The 15,260-nt window shown below is 49.8% G+C and carries 14 protein-coding genes and 1 pseudogene; 9 read left to right on the top strand and 6 right to left on the bottom strand.

From position 1 onward, the window contains the following. Positions 1 to 60: 60 nt before the first annotated feature. Together KP22_RS05380 and KP22_RS05375 are read right to left on the bottom strand one after the other, a co-directional pair. Complete coding sequence (locus tag KP22_RS05380) at positions 61 to 996, bottom strand: transporter substrate-binding domain-containing protein (RefSeq protein WP_039322885.1); 936 nt, start codon at positions 994 to 996, stop codon at positions 61 to 63. Positions 997 to 1,017: 21 nt separating this feature from the next. Then, positions 1,018 to 2,346, bottom strand: a complete 1,329-nt coding sequence (locus KP22_RS05375; RefSeq protein ID WP_039322883.1) for an LLM class flavin-dependent oxidoreductase — start codon at positions 2,344 to 2,346, stop codon at positions 1,018 to 1,020. A 299-nt stretch (positions 2,347 to 2,645) separates the two neighbouring features. Here KP22_RS05375 and KP22_RS05370 point away from each other — a divergent pair, with 299 nt between their 5' ends. Continuing rightward, positions 2,646 to 3,191 carry a flavin reductase gene (locus tag KP22_RS05370; RefSeq protein WP_039322880.1) on the top strand — a complete coding sequence of 182 codons (546 nt, stop codon included), beginning with the start codon at positions 2,646 to 2,648 and terminating at the stop codon, positions 3,189 to 3,191. Positions 3,192 to 3,372: 181 nt separating this feature from the next. Here KP22_RS05370 and KP22_RS05365 read toward each other — a convergent pair whose 3' ends face one another. After that, on the bottom strand, positions 3,373 to 4,569 hold the full coding sequence (locus KP22_RS05365) for a M20 peptidase aminoacylase family protein (protein ID WP_052012473.1): 1,197 nt from the start codon (positions 4,567 to 4,569) through the stop codon (positions 3,373 to 3,375). A 284-nt stretch (positions 4,570 to 4,853) separates the two neighbouring features. Here KP22_RS05365 and KP22_RS05360 point away from each other — a divergent pair, with 284 nt between their 5' ends. The 4 genes and pseudogenes from KP22_RS05360 to KP22_RS22695 form a co-directional block, all read left to right on the top strand. Beyond that, complete coding sequence (locus tag KP22_RS05360; RefSeq protein WP_039322877.1) at positions 4,854 to 5,834, top strand: LLM class flavin-dependent oxidoreductase; 981 nt, start codon at positions 4,854 to 4,856, stop codon at positions 5,832 to 5,834. Between the two features lie 91 nt (positions 5,835 to 5,925). After that, complete coding sequence (locus tag KP22_RS05355) at positions 5,926 to 6,432, top strand: ClbS/DfsB family four-helix bundle protein (protein WP_039322874.1); 507 nt, start codon at positions 5,926 to 5,928, stop codon at positions 6,430 to 6,432. A gap of 173 nt (positions 6,433 to 6,605) precedes the next feature. After that, the gene (locus KP22_RS21510) at positions 6,606 to 6,833 is read left to right on the top strand and encodes a hypothetical protein (RefSeq protein WP_072012539.1); all 228 of its coding nucleotides are present in this window, start codon (positions 6,606 to 6,608) and stop codon (positions 6,831 to 6,833) included. Between the two features lie 141 nt (positions 6,834 to 6,974). Continuing rightward, positions 6,975 to 7,100 (top strand): annotated as a pseudogene (locus KP22_RS22695) (hypothetical protein); the annotation flags it as partial. Positions 7,101 to 7,314: 214 nt separating this feature from the next. On the opposite strand, the gene KP22_RS05350 reads toward KP22_RS22695, so the two are convergent. After that, complete coding sequence (locus tag KP22_RS05350) at positions 7,315 to 7,614, bottom strand: antibiotic biosynthesis monooxygenase family protein (RefSeq protein WP_231566834.1); 300 nt, start codon at positions 7,612 to 7,614, stop codon at positions 7,315 to 7,317. Here KP22_RS05350 and KP22_RS22690 point away from each other — a divergent pair. Further along, on the top strand, positions 7,522 to 7,734 hold the full coding sequence (locus KP22_RS22690; protein WP_244880016.1) for a hypothetical protein: 213 nt from the start codon (positions 7,522 to 7,524) through the stop codon (positions 7,732 to 7,734). The genes KP22_RS05350 and KP22_RS22690 overlap by 93 nt on opposite strands. A 16-nt stretch (positions 7,735 to 7,750) precedes the next feature. On the opposite strand, the gene KP22_RS05345 is transcribed toward KP22_RS22690, so the two are convergent. Next, the gene (locus tag KP22_RS05345) at positions 7,751 to 8,644 is read right to left on the bottom strand and encodes an NAD(P)/FAD-dependent oxidoreductase (RefSeq protein WP_039322868.1); all 894 of its coding nucleotides are present in this window, start codon (positions 8,642 to 8,644) and stop codon (positions 7,751 to 7,753) included. A 746-nt stretch (positions 8,645 to 9,390) separates the two neighbouring features. On the opposite strand from KP22_RS05345, the gene KP22_RS05340 reads away from it, so the two are divergent. The 3 genes from KP22_RS05340 to KP22_RS05330 all read left to right on the top strand — a co-directional run bounded on the left by KP22_RS05340 (position 9,391) and on the right by KP22_RS05330 (position 13,491). Then, positions 9,391 to 10,047: a TetR/AcrR family transcriptional regulator gene (locus KP22_RS05340; RefSeq protein ID WP_039299699.1), complete on the top strand. Its 657-nt coding sequence runs from the start codon at positions 9,391 to 9,393 to the stop codon at positions 10,045 to 10,047. A gap of 566 nt (positions 10,048 to 10,613) precedes the next feature. Beyond that, entirely contained in the window at positions 10,614 to 12,047 is a 1,434-nt protein-coding gene (locus tag KP22_RS05335) for a glycoside-pentoside-hexuronide (GPH):cation symporter (protein ID WP_039322865.1), read from the top strand. 73 nt (positions 12,048 to 12,120) lie between these two features. Further along, entirely contained in the window at positions 12,121 to 13,491 is a 1,371-nt protein-coding gene (locus KP22_RS05330) for a NosD domain-containing protein (RefSeq protein WP_039322862.1), read from the top strand. A 322-nt stretch (positions 13,492 to 13,813) separates the two neighbouring features. Here the strand turns inward: KP22_RS05330 and KP22_RS05325 are convergent, their stop codons facing one another. Then, positions 13,814 to 14,824 (bottom strand): LacI family DNA-binding transcriptional regulator, encoded by a 1,011-nt coding sequence (locus tag KP22_RS05325; protein WP_039299708.1) that lies wholly within the window; start codon positions 14,822 to 14,824, stop codon positions 13,814 to 13,816. Between the last annotated feature and the right edge of the window lie 436 nt (positions 14,825 to 15,260).

Genomic DNA, 15,260 nt, shown 5'->3' with positions numbered 1-15,260 from the left:
GGTTATTATGGTGACCTTGTCACTTTCAAGAACGTCACTTTTTATGTTATGTCACTTTTATCAATCGCCGATACCCGGCGGATTCACCACGGACTGCGTGATCTTTTCATCGTCTTCACCCCAGCGATCCAATACCTGCGCATAGCTGCCGTCATGGATCGCGCCATTGATAGCGGTACTGATGGGCTGCGCCAAACCGTTGCCTTTCTGCGTGGTGACCGCGACATAAGCGACCGTCGGGCCTTTGCCCACCATGCGTGTTTTACCCGTTAACGCCGCTTTATAAGCGCCGATAGAGTGCGGACCGAAAAACGCATCGACACGCCCAGACTGGATACTCAAATTGGCAGCGGCATCATCAGTAACGTAGACAGGCTGTACGGGGGCAAGGCCGTTGGCACGGTTTTGCCTATCCCATCCCAGTAGAATGTTTTCCTGATTGGTGCCGGATCCAACAATCACTTTCAGGCCCGCCACGTCTTCCGGTTTGTTGATTGCGGTAATCTTGCTGGTCGATTTCACGTAGAAACCCAGCGTATCAATGCGGTAGGTGGAGAAATCGAACTTTTCTTTACGCAGTTTCGTCACGGCAATATTAAAAATAGCGGCATCGTATTTCCTCGCCGTAATGCCCAGCGGCCAATCTTCCCAAGAGGCAGGGACCAGCTTCAGCTCCAGCCCGAGACTGTCGGCCACCAGCCGCGCGATGTCGGCATCGCTGCCGACAATTGTTTTGTTGTCGTCAGCCAGCAGAGACAGCGGTGGTGAACTGAGCGACGAAACGGCAATCGTCAGTTTACCCGGCGTCACGAATTTGAAATTAGCCGGGATTTGTTCGATAGCCTCGGCGTTTTTCTCAGTACGAATGGGAATCTGGTTGGCCTTGAGATCGATACGACTGACGAATCCCGCGTCTTGTGCCTGCACGTTTGCCACCAGCGTGGTGCTCAGTAGCGTTACCAGACCGGTTACGGTGATAAAAGGGGGACGTTTCACGGCAACTCTCCTGTACACGAACTAGCGCGTGAATTGATTCACCGGATAATCCAGCGCCAGGTTTTCTCGCAGCGTGTAGCCGGGATATTCCTGACGGAATAGGCCGCGCTGTTGCAGCAAAGGGACGACGCGATCGACAAAGTGATTGAGCGTATCTGGCGTGCCGCCCTGAATGATGAAGCCGTCTGCCGCGCCGTTTTCAAACCAGAGCTGTAAGCCATCCGCTACCTGCTCGGGCGTGCCGCTGAATACGGGGCGAGGTGATGCCGCTTCCAGCGCCACTTGCCGCAGCGTTAAGCCTTTTTCCTGCGCGTTGCGTTTAATTTCATCGGTGGTGCTGCGGAAGCTATTTTTCCCTAAATCGCCGATATCAGGGAAGGGCTCATCTAGCGGATGCTGTGAGAAGTCGTAGTGCTCAAAGTAGCGTCCCAGATAATTAAGCGCGTCCTTAATCGTGACCAACTGTGCGGTTTCCTGGTACTGGCGCTCTACGTCTTCTGCATCGTTGCCGACAATCACGCTGACGCCCTGAAATACGTGCAGTTGATCGGCGCGGCGACCGTTTTCTTCCAGTTTCTGTTTCACCTCGCGGTAATAACGCTGCGAGTCTTCCAACGTGTGTTGATGAGTAAAGATGGCATCGGCATGTTTAGCGGCAAGTTTTTGCCCGTCCTCAGACGCGCCAGCCTGAAACACAATCGGGCGACCCTGCGCAGAGCGGCCAATATTCAGCGGGCCCTGTACCGAGAAGAATTCCCCCTGATGATTCAGCGTATGCAGTTTTTCAGGATCGAAGAATTGCCCGCTGGCTTTGTCGCGAATAAAGGCATCGTCCTCCCAGGAATCCCAGAGACCTTTCGTTACCTGAAGGAATTCATCGGCAATACGGTAGCGCAGCGCGTGTTCCGGGTGCTGCTCTCGGGAAAAGTTTTTCGCCGATCCTTCCAGCGGCGATGTCACCACGTTCCAGCCTGCACGCCCATTGCTGAGATGGTCGAGGCTGGCAAACTGCCGGGCGGTGGTAAAAGGTTCGGAATACGACGTCGAGAGCGTACCAACCAAACCAATATGAGTCGTGGCGGTAGCCAGTGCGGAAAGCAGCGTCAAGGGTTCGAAACGGTTGAGAAAGTGAGGGATGGATTTTTCATTGATATACAGACCGTCTGCTACGAAGACAAAATCAAACTTCCCCTGTTCGGCCTTTTTTACCGCATCCAGAACAAAACCAAAATTAATGCTGGCATCCGGTACGACGTTTTTATGTCGCCACGCGGACATATTTCCTGCTGCACCTTGTAATATTAAACCTAGTCTTAATTGTCGATTTGAGGATGTTTGTTTTTTACTCATTATTATAAACCTTGTTATTAATTGAATGTGCTTGTTATTCATTGAGCAAACTTCCATGAAAGTGAACACAGTCCATCAATAAAATCGGCTGTCAATAAATAAGCCATCCAGGCATTCACGCATTCAATGAAAGGTTAATGGGACGTTAATAGCGTGTTTTCACTATTGATGAGGCGAGGTGTGATGTAAAACAACAATAATGGATAATGAAATTCAAAAATTTCAGATGATGGCGCGGCTTATTTTGTTAGTATGATGTTAATAGCCATGTCTCTCGCCGTATCTTAAGGAAGAATGTAATGTCTGATTTGACAGCTGAACGACGCGTAACCGTGAATGACGCCGTTCCCTCTGCGGCGATTAGCGCCGTTGACCGCCAGGCGTTTCGCGATGCAATGGCAAAGCTGAGCGCGGCGGTTAATATCGTTACCACCGATGGCCCGGCAGGTAAGGCTGGATTTACGGCGTCTGCCGTGTCCAGCGTCAGTGATACGCCCGGCACGCTGCTGGTGTGCCTGAATCGCGGTTCATCGGTGTATCCCACGTTTCAGGTGAATGAACATTTATGCGTTAATACATTGGCGGCACATCACGAAGCGTTGTCTTCGCTGTTTGGGAGTCGCTCGCCTACGGAAGAACGGTTTGCTGCGGCGGAGTGGGACGTGTTACACACGGGTTCACCGGTGTTGCAAGATGCGCTTGTCGCGTTTGACTGCCGGGTTGAGGAAGTGGTGAGCGCGGCGACGCATGATATCTTTATTTGCCAGGTATTAGCGATTAAGCAGGGCGAAAGTACCGATGGTCTGGTGTATTTCTCCCGTGGTTATCATGCGGTTCGGGGTTAATCTGTATAACTTTCTCTCCTAACCCCGATCGTTTGACGATCGAGATACCCGGAGCAACCACGGGGTGAGGCGTCCCTGCGGGAACCTCATCCCCGTATCTCTCCTAATGTTGGATTTATGTAACCACTACACCTCCACCCAATTGACTGGGCGGAGGTGATTGTATTTGCAGATCAAAATATTACGATGGAGACAGTACCGCCTGTGGAGCGGCGCTCTTTGTGGTGCGCAGGCGATGCAGTGCGGCTTCTGCTAGCTGTGCAAAGTAGCGTGATGCAGGAGCAATGGCGCTTTCATCTGGGTTGAACTGAGGATGATGCAAACCAAATTCACTGTTTGAGCCAATACTGACGAACGTACCCGGCACTTGCTGAAGGTAAAGGGCAAAGTCCTCTCCGCTCATTTGCAGTTCGGCATTCTCCACCTGATAACCTGCGTCTCGGGCAATTTGTTTGCTGAAATCGGCCCATTCGCTAGTGTTCACGACCGCAGGCGGGCCGGGATACCATTTGAGTTCCGCTTTTGCGCCCAAAGCAAGGGCAACCCCGCCGATCAGTTGTTCAATGCGTTCCGGTATTTCTGAACGAATCGCAGCATTGTAAGTACGAACCGTCCCTTCCAATTCTACCGTTTGTGGGAGTACGTTCCAGGTGTTGCCACCCTGAATACGCGTGACGCTGATAACCAGTGACTCCAGCGAACTGAAGCTGCGACTGGGCAGGGTTTGCAGCGCATTAACGATATTACAAGCGGTGACGATGCTGTCGATACCCTGTTCCGGTTTGGCCGCATGTGCACCTTTGCCAGTAATGTGAATAGCGAAGCGATCCACATTGGCATAAAACGGGCCGCTACGTGTGGCGAAGGTACCTGCGGGGAGTTCGGGCGCATTGTGCAGGCCAAAAACGGCGGCAACATCGGCAAGCGCACCAGCACGGATAAGCTGTTTGGCTCCGGTAGATACCTCTTCTGCCGGTTGGAAAAACAGCCTGATTTTACCTGGTAAGGCATGTTCGCGTTTTTTCAGCAGACAAGCCGCGCCGAGCATCACCGCGGTGTGGAAGTCATGTCCGCAGGCATGCATGACACCTGCATTTTGAGAGCGAAAGTCGACATCGACCAGTTCTTCAATCGGCAACGCATCAATATCCGCACGCAGCGCAATCGTCGGCCCGCTGCCGTGGCCGATTTCGGCAACAACACCAGTGGTTAACGCAAGGGGCAGCAGGCGGATGTCTTTCTCTTGTAGCCAGCGGGTAATGTGTGCGGTGGTTTGGTGTTCCTGATTGGACAATTCCGGGTACTGATGCAAGTGCCGTCGCCAGTTAATTAGCTGTTGCTCAAATGACGTATCACAACAGGGAATAGATTCAGCCATATCAATACACCTCCTTAACAAAACGTAAACATGATAAAGGTAGCCGATAGCAACTCAATGGATAAATACCGTCTGGTTATATTTCATGTCTTTTTATGATGACTTTTTTGGTATTCATTTATTATGAATATTTCTGCTAACAAAACTCATTATTGATATTTATTTTAAACACCTTTATGCAACATTCTTCTTATTCTGTTTTTTTGCTATTTCTGTTTTTTTGTTATGACTATTTATTGCTATGAATAGTGCTAAAGAATAGCCGCTGAAAATAAGGAAGCATCGTGGGATATAAGCTCAGTTTATTAGACCAAAGCCCTATCGCCGAAGGAATGAGCGCGGCACAGGCGTTGGCACAAACCGTGTCGTTGGCGAAAGTGGCGGAAGCGCTTGGCTACCAGCGCTTTTGGGTTTCCGAACATCATAATTCCGATGAGCTGGCGGGGTCGTCTCCCGAGGTATTGATCACCTGGTTGCTAGCGCATACGACAACGCTGCGTATCGGGTCCGGCGGCGTGATGTTACAGCATTACAGCCCGTATAAAGTCGCGGAGAATTTCCATGTCATCAGCGCGTTGGCAGGCGGGCGTGTAGATTTGGGTATCGGTAAAGCGCCGGGCGGGTTGCCGCTTGCGACACGGGCGTTACAGCAGGAAATCGGTGAGGCGCAGCGCATCGCCTTCACGGAGAAATTACATCAGCTCAATCATTTTCTCGGTAGTCATGACAACACGAGCAATCGCCTGAATGCGACACCGCTGCCAGAACATGAGCCACAGCGTTTTCTGCTAGGGGCCAGTCAGGATAGTGCGAGATTAGCGGCATCGCTGGGCTGGAATTTCGTGTTCGCTGGGTTCATTAACGCCAGCGAAACGCTGCTGGCAGAATCGCTCTTGAGCTATCGGGAGTTGAAGCCAGCCAGTGCACAGACGCTGCTATCGTTGTCGGTGATTGCCGCCGAACGTCATGAGGATGCGGAAGCGCTGGCCAGCACGCAGCATAACTATAAGGTTTATATTGAAAACAAGCCGCCGCTAACGGTAGGCAGTCAGGAACAGGCCGAAGATTTCGTTCGACAGGCCGGCGTGACGGATTTCCGTATCGAGCAGGAGCTACGCCATGTGCTTTACGGCACGCCGGAAGATATTCATCAGCGTCTGGAGAGCTATCATCAGCGCTTTGGCGTAGATGAATTCATTATCCATACACCTGTGACGTCGCCCCGTGAGCGTGAGGTGTCGATCCGGCTGTTGGCGCAACGCTGAGCAATAGCGAAAAACGTGAGCGATGACAAGGCAGTGTCGCATTGTGGGCAGTAACCTGATTTTGTCTATAGCAACATAATCGGGGAAAATGATGGCGGTGCCGGAGAGCAAGGAGGCCTTGATTAAGGCGATCAATAGTCAGTTCACGCTATTAATGAAGAGAATTGACGCGGTGCCCGCAGAGCGAGCATTTTCGCCAGAAATGGTAGGACATGCGCAGGGGACGCAGATGAGCCCGGCAAATCTGGTGGCGTATTTACTGGGCTGGGGCAATGTGGTGCTGAAATGGCATGCGCATGAAGAGCAGGGTAAAGCCATTGATTTCCCTGAGGCCGGTTATAAATGGAATCAGCTCGGCCTGCTGGCACAAAAATTCTATCAGGATTATGCCCATATTACCGATTGGGCGGAACTGGTTGCGCTGCTTGCCGCGAATAAATTGGCACTCATCGCATTGGTTGAGCGCTACACCGATGAACAACTCTATGGTACATGCTGGTATGGCAAGTGGACGCGTGGTCGGATGATCCAGTTCAATACCGCCTCGCCTTATAAAAATGCTGCCGGACGCCTGCGTGCGTGGGAGAAAAACAAATAAGCGTTTGATAGTAAATCAAAATGATTGCTGGCCTCACCTTTCCCCTTATAAGGACTCGTTAGCGGCGTTTTTTCAGACAAAACCTTACATATTCCCCCTGTTTGACTGTTCTATACTCAGTAATAAGCAAGGTAAGTTTTACTGGCAGATGAGATGAATAGGGGGAAAGAAAAATGATTGGTCTCAACCTAGTTTCTCCAGTGTCATATTACGCCACGCCTGACAAACTGGATTATGTCCAAGGTATTTCTCGTTCGTCGCAGCTGTCTGGTTACCCTAATCAGGACGCTTCTACTCGAACGCGGACAGCGTATGAAAATAGCGGCTCGGTCTTTAAACCACCCATAGCCGATGGGGTGAATCGCCCAACGGCAACTAACCAGCTTAACGTTTATGTTTAAATTTCCTACAGAAATGGGCAATCACGTGCTGTAAACGATTGTTTTCGGTGCGTGTTTTGCCCGTGTTGTGTCCTCATAAAATTACCTTCATTGCACCTTCATCAAATACGCCGCGTTTACATCACCTTTTGCTTCCTCTGTTCCTCGTGGGGTTGTATCGATCTGGTTGCTGCTCCCGCTGGAGAAATGAGTAAACGCTATGGCTTCATCTATGTCGATCGCGATGACCGCGGCGAAGGCACGTTAGCCAGTCAGGAAACATTGTCGCGTTTTCGTTCTCTCAAAGCCTACCAAATTGAAACCAAGCCAAAAGTGGGGGTTCGCTTTGATCCGGTCACGGAAGCGTTACATCTTCACCCGACCGTTCGCTTTGCGGAACTCACCGAAAGCACGTTGATGACGCTGCCGGTGCTGGCAGAAGCGTTAACCAATAAAGAAGGCTGCGGCTGGGTGCACGTCGCGCTTTGCCATATTTCCGGAGTCAGGCCGTGCAGAAGCCGGGGACGGCGACCTTCTGGAACAGGTGTGGGCTGGCCACGACGGATAAAGGATATGCCGGAAGTTTCGCGAGGAACTCGGGATCAGTGAAGGCGGTGCGGACCGCCTCGGTGGACTCCCACACTACATAGTTCAGGTAAGTCGGACTATCGCCGATCGCTCGATGTAGTTGCATGGAAATGAAGCCCGGTTGCTTCGTTATGACTTCGGCAGCCGCCTTGAAAGCGTCCAGGAAGCCCGCTTCGTCGGCGGGATCGACGACCGTGAAGAGGTTGATGAGCACGAGAGGCGCGGCCGCGATACCGAGTTGGCGGTCAAACGGAAATTTCTCGTCCAGAGGTTTGAATGGTTTTATGGCGGCCACGGTGGTGCTCCTGTCTATTGTGAAATTGAACTGGGGTGATCGATGCTACTTGTACTCAAGTGAGCATCGACTGCTGAGCGAAGATGCCCGCCATCGCGCCTTGCCATGTTGCCGTGGTGACCGAGTGCATTCCGGGGTTGGCGAGGTCGCCGGCGGCGTAGATGCCTGGCATGCTGGTTTCGCGGCGTTCGTCGGTCTTGAGGGCGATGCCGGTTGGCGTATTGACCGTGGCGAGGCCAAGTGCGTCATGAAGGCTTGCGGACGGCCTGGTACGCGGATGCGCGAATAGGATATCGACTGCGACATCGGAGCCGGTATCTATCTTGATGGTGGCACTATGGCTCCCGTGACGTGCGATTTCGGTGATCCGGCCATCAACGAGAGGTACCTGGCGGGCAGCCAGATCGGCTCGTATGTCGGGAGGGATGTCGTGACCATTGCCGAAGACAGTCAACCTGTCGGTCCAGTCATGGAAGAGCCTGACCTGATTGTGCGACTGCGGGCCAGACCAGACGAGGCCCCAATGCTGGTCAGCGACTTCAAAGCCGTCGCAATAGGGACATGGGATGACGGATGTACCCCAGCCTTCAGCAAAGCCAGGAATATCAGGCATCTGGTCAGCGATGCCATAGCTCAGGATCAGGCGGCGCGCCCTCAGGCTTTCGTTATCGTCAGTGACGACGCAGAAATCGTCGATGGTGCCGGATACGCTCTCGGCCCGTGCATTGACCAGCCTGATCGTTGGATAGCGAGCCAACTGCTGCCGTGCCTCGACCAGGATATCCAACGGCGGCTTGTGATCGTGGCCGAACACACCGTGTGAATGGCCGGCAAAACGATTGCGCTGCCGGTTAGTGTCGAGGACTGTGACCTTGCGGCGGGCACGGCCAAGTTGCAGGGCGGCGGCGAGGCCGGCAAAGCTGCCGCCGATGATGATGACGTCATTCATGGTGATGGGCTCCGTGTTTTGGCTGAGGGGAGATGGGCTGGGGCTAGCGCACCTCGCACTTTTATGATACTGATCGGTATCCTAATTAAGAAATTAGGATACTGTCAAGGACTATATTTTCGTGAATCAATTTGCCTCGACCGAACGGCTCGTCGTTGCTTACCTCGAATGGAATCCACAGGGAGTGCAAACCGCTATTTTGCTGCACGGTTGAGCGAGGAAAGGAGACCGTACTTTTGTGGCTCAGGGACTGGCGTCGATCTGTCTGGAGAGTGCTGAGCCCCGGTTAAGCAGGAAGCGGCGCAGCTGTTGGGTATAGTCGTCCTTGACGGCGTGCCGGATGGAGGTGCGTGCAGGCGTGGGGCGATGGTGTCGTCCAGGTATCCGGAAATCAGCTTAAGCATTGCCTTTGCGCCAATAAAAATCAGAAACCCTTAAGCTATCGGATGTGGTAACGGTCGCTCGTGGTTATGAAGATCCGGCGGCATATATACCGGGGCTGGTTTGTCTGCGTTCGTCGACTTTGAGGACGATGCCATCGAGCGTATCCACAGTGGCGAGACCCAGTGTGCGGACGGTTTGGTGCGCGGCTGGGCAAACCATGCGAATGGCCTGCAAAGCTGCCGCCGATGATGATGGGATCCGTGTGGTGGATGTAGGGGGGGATTAAGGCTTGCTTGCACGTTTAGGATACTTAATGGTATCGTAATGAAGTGATTTGAATACTGTCAAGTACTGGAATTGTCATGACCGAAAAAAACAGCCAGGGTCGGCGTGGTCGGCCCGCCAACGTGGCGCTTCGTCAAACGATAGTCGACGCCGCCTGCGAACTCTTTTTGGAATTGGGTTTTCAAGCGACGACCATGGACAAGGTCGCATTGCAGGCGAAGATATCCAAGCTAAGCATCTATCGGCATTTCGAGAATAAGGAGGCTCTGTTCAGCACGGCCATGGCGGCTCATTGCCATCCGTTTGCACCACTGGCCCTTGTTGAAAGTGTCGACGGTTCGGCTGAAGATAAGCTCATGGCGATGGGAACATCTCTGCTTCGCACGCTGCTCAGACCGGACGTCCGCAGTGTCGAAGCCATGGTCTTGGCCGACAAGGCGAATCAAAAGTCGTTAAGCAAGCTCCATTACGAAGCTGGACCCGCCCATGTCATCGCCCGTATCGAGGATCTGTTGCGTCAGATGCACTCGACGGCGGTTCTGAACGTGCCGGATGTTCTCCGGTCCGCCCGCTTGTTTGCTGCGCTTTTCAAAGGGGCCGATCTCCTGTTTATTGCACGCTTCGATGAGGCGAGAGCAGAGGATGATAACGAAATCGAATCCTATTGTCGGTCGGCTGTTACCATGTTCATCGCCGCGCACACTGGCAGCCAAGGTACGCTATCGCGACTGTGATTTGCTCCCATATTCCCGAGGTGTAACCCCGTGACTAACTGATGTAGATTCCGTGTTGTTGCCCCATCTCCCATCTCCCATTCACTTCAACGTAATTACGACGAGAAACCCGTTTTGAACGTAACCGTGTCGTCGGGGTTGAAATTACTGGGGTACAGATCCGCCTGCTGTTATAAAAATAATCAGGTGTTTATATTGAGATTTTAACTTCTATTTTCTTCATCATTTTTATCCTTTGACAACGCTTATTGATAGGTTCTTTTCTCCTTTATAAAAAACCTTCCAGACAAAATGAGACCATTATCCTTTGTTTTATGTAACAAAAAGACATGTGCTTTGGCTTACATTTTTCGCTTTCATCGTCATTTATAGTGAACACCACTGTAAGTAGAGACGAGTTTAATCATGAAAGCGTAACCAAAAAATGGGTCTTCTGACCTCACCCTCATGCAGTTTTAATAAAGCCTACCTGGTGGGAGAGATAACATCTCCATCTTTGATCTTCGTTAGCACAGGCTGTAAAGGTCGGTGCTGTGTATTCCTGACTGCGCGATAAAGAGGTGTTTATGTCTGCTTCAGCAATTGAAAAGCTGAGTGCTTATGAAAAACTGAGCCTGAAAGAGAAAGTCGGCTACGGTATGGGCGATGCGGGTTCCTGTATGATCTGGAGCGTGCTGGCGCTTTACCTGACCTGGTTTTATACCGATGTCTACGGCCTGGATGCCGGAGTCGTCGGCACGTTATTCCTGGTCATCCGTATTTTCGATGCTTTTATTGATCCGCTCATGGGCGCAGTATGCGACCGCACCAAAAGCAGATGGGGTAAATTCCGTCCATGGCTGTTGTGGATGGCATTGCCGTTTGGCCTGGGAGCAGCGGTGATGTTCACTACCCCAGATCTGAGCATGGATGGAAAAATTATCTATGCCTGGGTCACTTACCTGGTTATGTCAATGATCTACACAGCGATAAATATTCCTTATTGCTCGGTTGCGGGTGTGATTACGCTTAACCAAAAAGAGCGCATGGGCTGCCTTTCATGGCGCTTTTTCTTAAACGGCCTGGCAACGCTTATCGTCTCTTCTGCTATCTTGCCTCTTACCGACTGGTTGGGCGATGGAAACCGCGCATCCGGTTTCCAGATGACGATGATGATCATGGGAGGAGCGGCCACCTTAATGTTTCTATTTTGCTTCTCCAGCATTAAGGAGCGCGTTGTTTCGGTTAAAACAAATGACTCGCTATTGCGAGATCTGAAAGATATCGCCAAAAATGACCAATGGGTGCTGATGATTTCAATCACCTTCCTAAACGTCTTTCCGGCCTTTATTCGCGGTGCAGTCACTATCTATTACGCCAGCTATGTGATGCACGCCTCAGTCGGATTTATCACTTTCTTTCTGGCACTTGGCGTTGCCTGCAATATGCTGGGCAGCGCCATTGCTAAACCACTTACCGATCGTTTCGATAAAATTAAGCTATTCCGCATTATTAATATCATTCTCGGTATCCTGTCGTTCGCATTGTGGTTTGTCGACCCGGCATCGCTAACGCCGCTGTTAACACTGTTTATCATCATTAATATTCTGCATTTAATCCAGTCAGGTCCTATTCTGTGGGCCATGATGTCCGATGTTGATGACTACGGCGACTGGAAATTTGGCAAACGCCTGACCGGTATCTCCTTCGCAGGCAACCTTTTTATGTTGAAAATGGGGCTTGCGGTGGCGGGTGCGATCGTTGCCTGGATCCTGTCGTACACTGGCTATATAGCCAATAAGCCGCAACAAAATTCACAGACGATTCAGGGCATAATTATGATGTTCTCGTTATTACCCATGGTCAGCTATTTCATCAGTGCATTTATGGTGCGTTACTTCAAGCTAAACAACGCCTTTATCGAAAAAATAAAAGTCGATCTTGCAAAACGCGAACTGGAAAATGGCCAAAATAAATTATCTGAATTTACTGACACACCAGCCAGACAACCTACATATTAATTTTTTTTAAAAGATGCCGTCAGTAAGCGGGTTTGTATCGACTTTACATTAATCATTACGGAGCATTAAATTAATGGCCAGTGAAAATTATTATGATGTCACAGAATGGAATATCGGCAATCCGTATCAGGATATCGGCGAAGTCATCAACAGTATTATCACCAATATTAAAATAAGACAAACTGACGTTGATATTAATGATGGAGGAAAACCCGGTGCGGTCATTTATATTCCACCAGGAGATTACCATCTGACGACTCAGGTCGTGGTTGACATCAGTTACCTTAAAATAATGGGCTCAGGCCACGGTTTCACGTCTTCGAGCATCCGTTTTAATACGCCAGCAAGTGATGTAGCAAACTGGCATGAAGTGTGGCCGGGAGGCAGCCGCATTCTGGTAGATCTTTCCCCGACCGCTGGGGATGAGGAATATACGGGCGCTGCGTTTTATGTTCAACGGGATGGGGAGCCACGTATCAGCTCGGTTGAATTTGCTGATTTCTGTATCGACGGTTTGCATTTTGTAGATGATGGTTCAGGGCACAACGATCCGGAGAATACCTACACCAATGGAAAAACAGGTATTTATATCGCAAGTGCTCAGGACTCATTTAGGATAACCGGCATGGGTATCGTGTATTTAGAACACGGAGTGACCAGTTATAATGCAGATGCGTTGTCTATACATAATAACTTCATTGCCGAATGCGGCAACTGTATTGAACTCAGGGGGGCAGGACAGGCTTCAAAAATCACCGACAACCTGATAGGTGCTGGATATAAAGGCTATTCAATTTATGCACAAAATTTTGGTGGCCTGTTAGTTGCGGCAAACAACGTATTCCCACGAGGTTCCAGCAGTATCCATTTTTCCGGCGTGGTACGCTCTACGATTACCAGTAATCGGCTCCACTCGTTCTATCCGGGAATGATGGTTCTCGAAAACAACAGCTCGGAGAACTTGGTTTCTTCAAATCATTTCTTACGTGAACGTGAGCCCTGGGGGCCAATGCAACCGTACGATAATGGTTTAGATGATCTGTATGGCCTCCTGTATATAAGTGGTAATAATAACTCAGTCATTGCCAACCATATTTCTGAAACCATTGACGCTCAGTATATTAAACCGTCCGGTGCCAAGCCGGTTATATTACGTATTGTTTCAGGCAGCGGGAATTATATTTCTGATAACCATATTGTTGCTACTACCGTAACCTCGCAGACGAAAACTGCGACGACGGATTCCTGCTTCCACGCACAGGTTGGTTCTTTGCTGACGATCGATGCCTTGCAGTTGCTCGATGTAACAGTTGTGCAGGTAGAAAAAGAATCGCAAAAAAATACGATTCTGGACTCTGGCAGTGACGCTCAGGTTGTGATGGACAGAACAGTCAATGCATTTAGAGCCACGCCTACGCAGGGGCTAACGGACTTAATTCCATAACGGATGGTGAATTTAAAATGGGTGTCCCAGAAGCACCCATTTTTAGTTTTTATCCCGCCAGTTATTACTTTGTGGATGAGATAATGAAAATTAAGATAGCGTCGATCGCGCCAAAGCGTGTACAGGTTAATGCGCCAACCTTATCCAGCCAGCGGTTAGGGCTGGCGCACTTCTGAACTTCCTGATAGCCAGCATAAAGATCGTAGGCTGGCAGATGCTCGGTAAAATAGAATCGTGTAGAGCCGTCGCAGTCCTGGAAGGCCGTGCCGGAAAACGCTCCATCAGTTGCACCGAGCGCCTCAAAGTAGTTATTTGTAAGTAATTAAATTTTTGTTACAGTCATATCCAAGCTGCTCTTTCTAACAATGAGTCGGGTGGTTAATGATATTGAATCAATGTGATCTTTCTTTTCAGTTGTATTGATTAATTCAAATGCCAGCTTCCCCATTTCATTAATAGGCTGTGCGATGCTGGTGATATTCATCATCTGTGCAATAATTGTATTGTCGAAACTTGCCACAGCGATATCTTCTGGTATATTGACGCCTTTGTGTCGGAGACTTTCAATTACATAACTCGCAGCAACATCATTATAAATAAAAAGGCAGTTTATTCTTTTTTCAAGAAAGATAATGTTATCAACGATAGTATCGAGTGAATTAATATGCCCACGGTTAATTTCACCATCGCCTTTTGGTATCCAGTAACCATGCCGCTTTTCAACCTGGTGACCATAGCTGAGAACTTTCTTACAAAAAGCTGACATCTTACGGTTGTCCACACCATCCTGACCAATAAAACCGGGCCGGGTACGACCGATATCGAAAAAATGCTCGGCTATCGACTCTGCACCACGCTCCTGGTTGTTCGAAACCGAATTAAAGAAGCGGGAGGTTTGTGTCACGACGGCGGTATGAACGCCGGTGCTTAGCAGCCATTCAGACAAAGAAGACTCTGCCTCAGTAGGCACCCAAATCAACGCCTCAATACCCATTCCGATCAAGCTTTTCACTAACTGCTTGTCCTGAAAGCACTGGTTTTGGTGAGTTTTAACCAGAACAGACTTTCCCACGTAGTGAGCCTCTTTTTCAAGAGAAGCCAGCAGCTCGCAAAAATGTGGATTAATCAGATTGGGTACCACCACACCTATTAATCCAGAGCATTTGCCACTTAGCTGTACGGCATTTCTGTTAGGAACGTAGCAGAGAAAATCCATCGCTTCGTGCACTGCGCGGCGGGTCTCCATGGTAACGCTAGCATGATTGTTAATCACCCGTGATACGGTGGCAGTTGAAACACCCGCCTTAGTTGCTACATCTCTGATTGAAGCCATAGTTCGTATGTGACCGATTACATTAGTTACATATAGTGTAAAACACCGCATGATAAAAAATGTCGGACAGATCTCATGTTGTTTTGTTACATGAATTCATTGTCATGATCACAAATAGCATCATGTTAATAAGTAAAGTTCAGAGTAGCGTTAGTCGGTCACAGGAAGTCTTCGCTCCTTCAGGAAAGTTTCTATTACGACTAAAAAACCATTGTTATCATATTATTAAGCCACTTCAATGGACTGGCTGGGTGAGTTGCCCCGCAAGTTAAAGGGCCATCACACTGTTATCCGCGTCAGTCAATAATTCCTTCATCGCCTCTGTGACCTGTATCGCTGAGGCATTTTTTTATCCCTTTGCTGGCTGATCCTTCAGAGTAATCTTAAGCGGGTAACCTTATGACATGCGCAGCATAGTGACTGTCATAAAAATATG

The organism is Pectobacterium betavasculorum, assembly GCF_000749845.1.
In the GTDB taxonomy this organism is placed as follows: Bacteria; Pseudomonadota; Gammaproteobacteria; order Enterobacterales; family Enterobacteriaceae; genus Pectobacterium; species Pectobacterium betavasculorum.
This window is presented reverse-complemented; position numbering and strand designations above follow the sequence as displayed.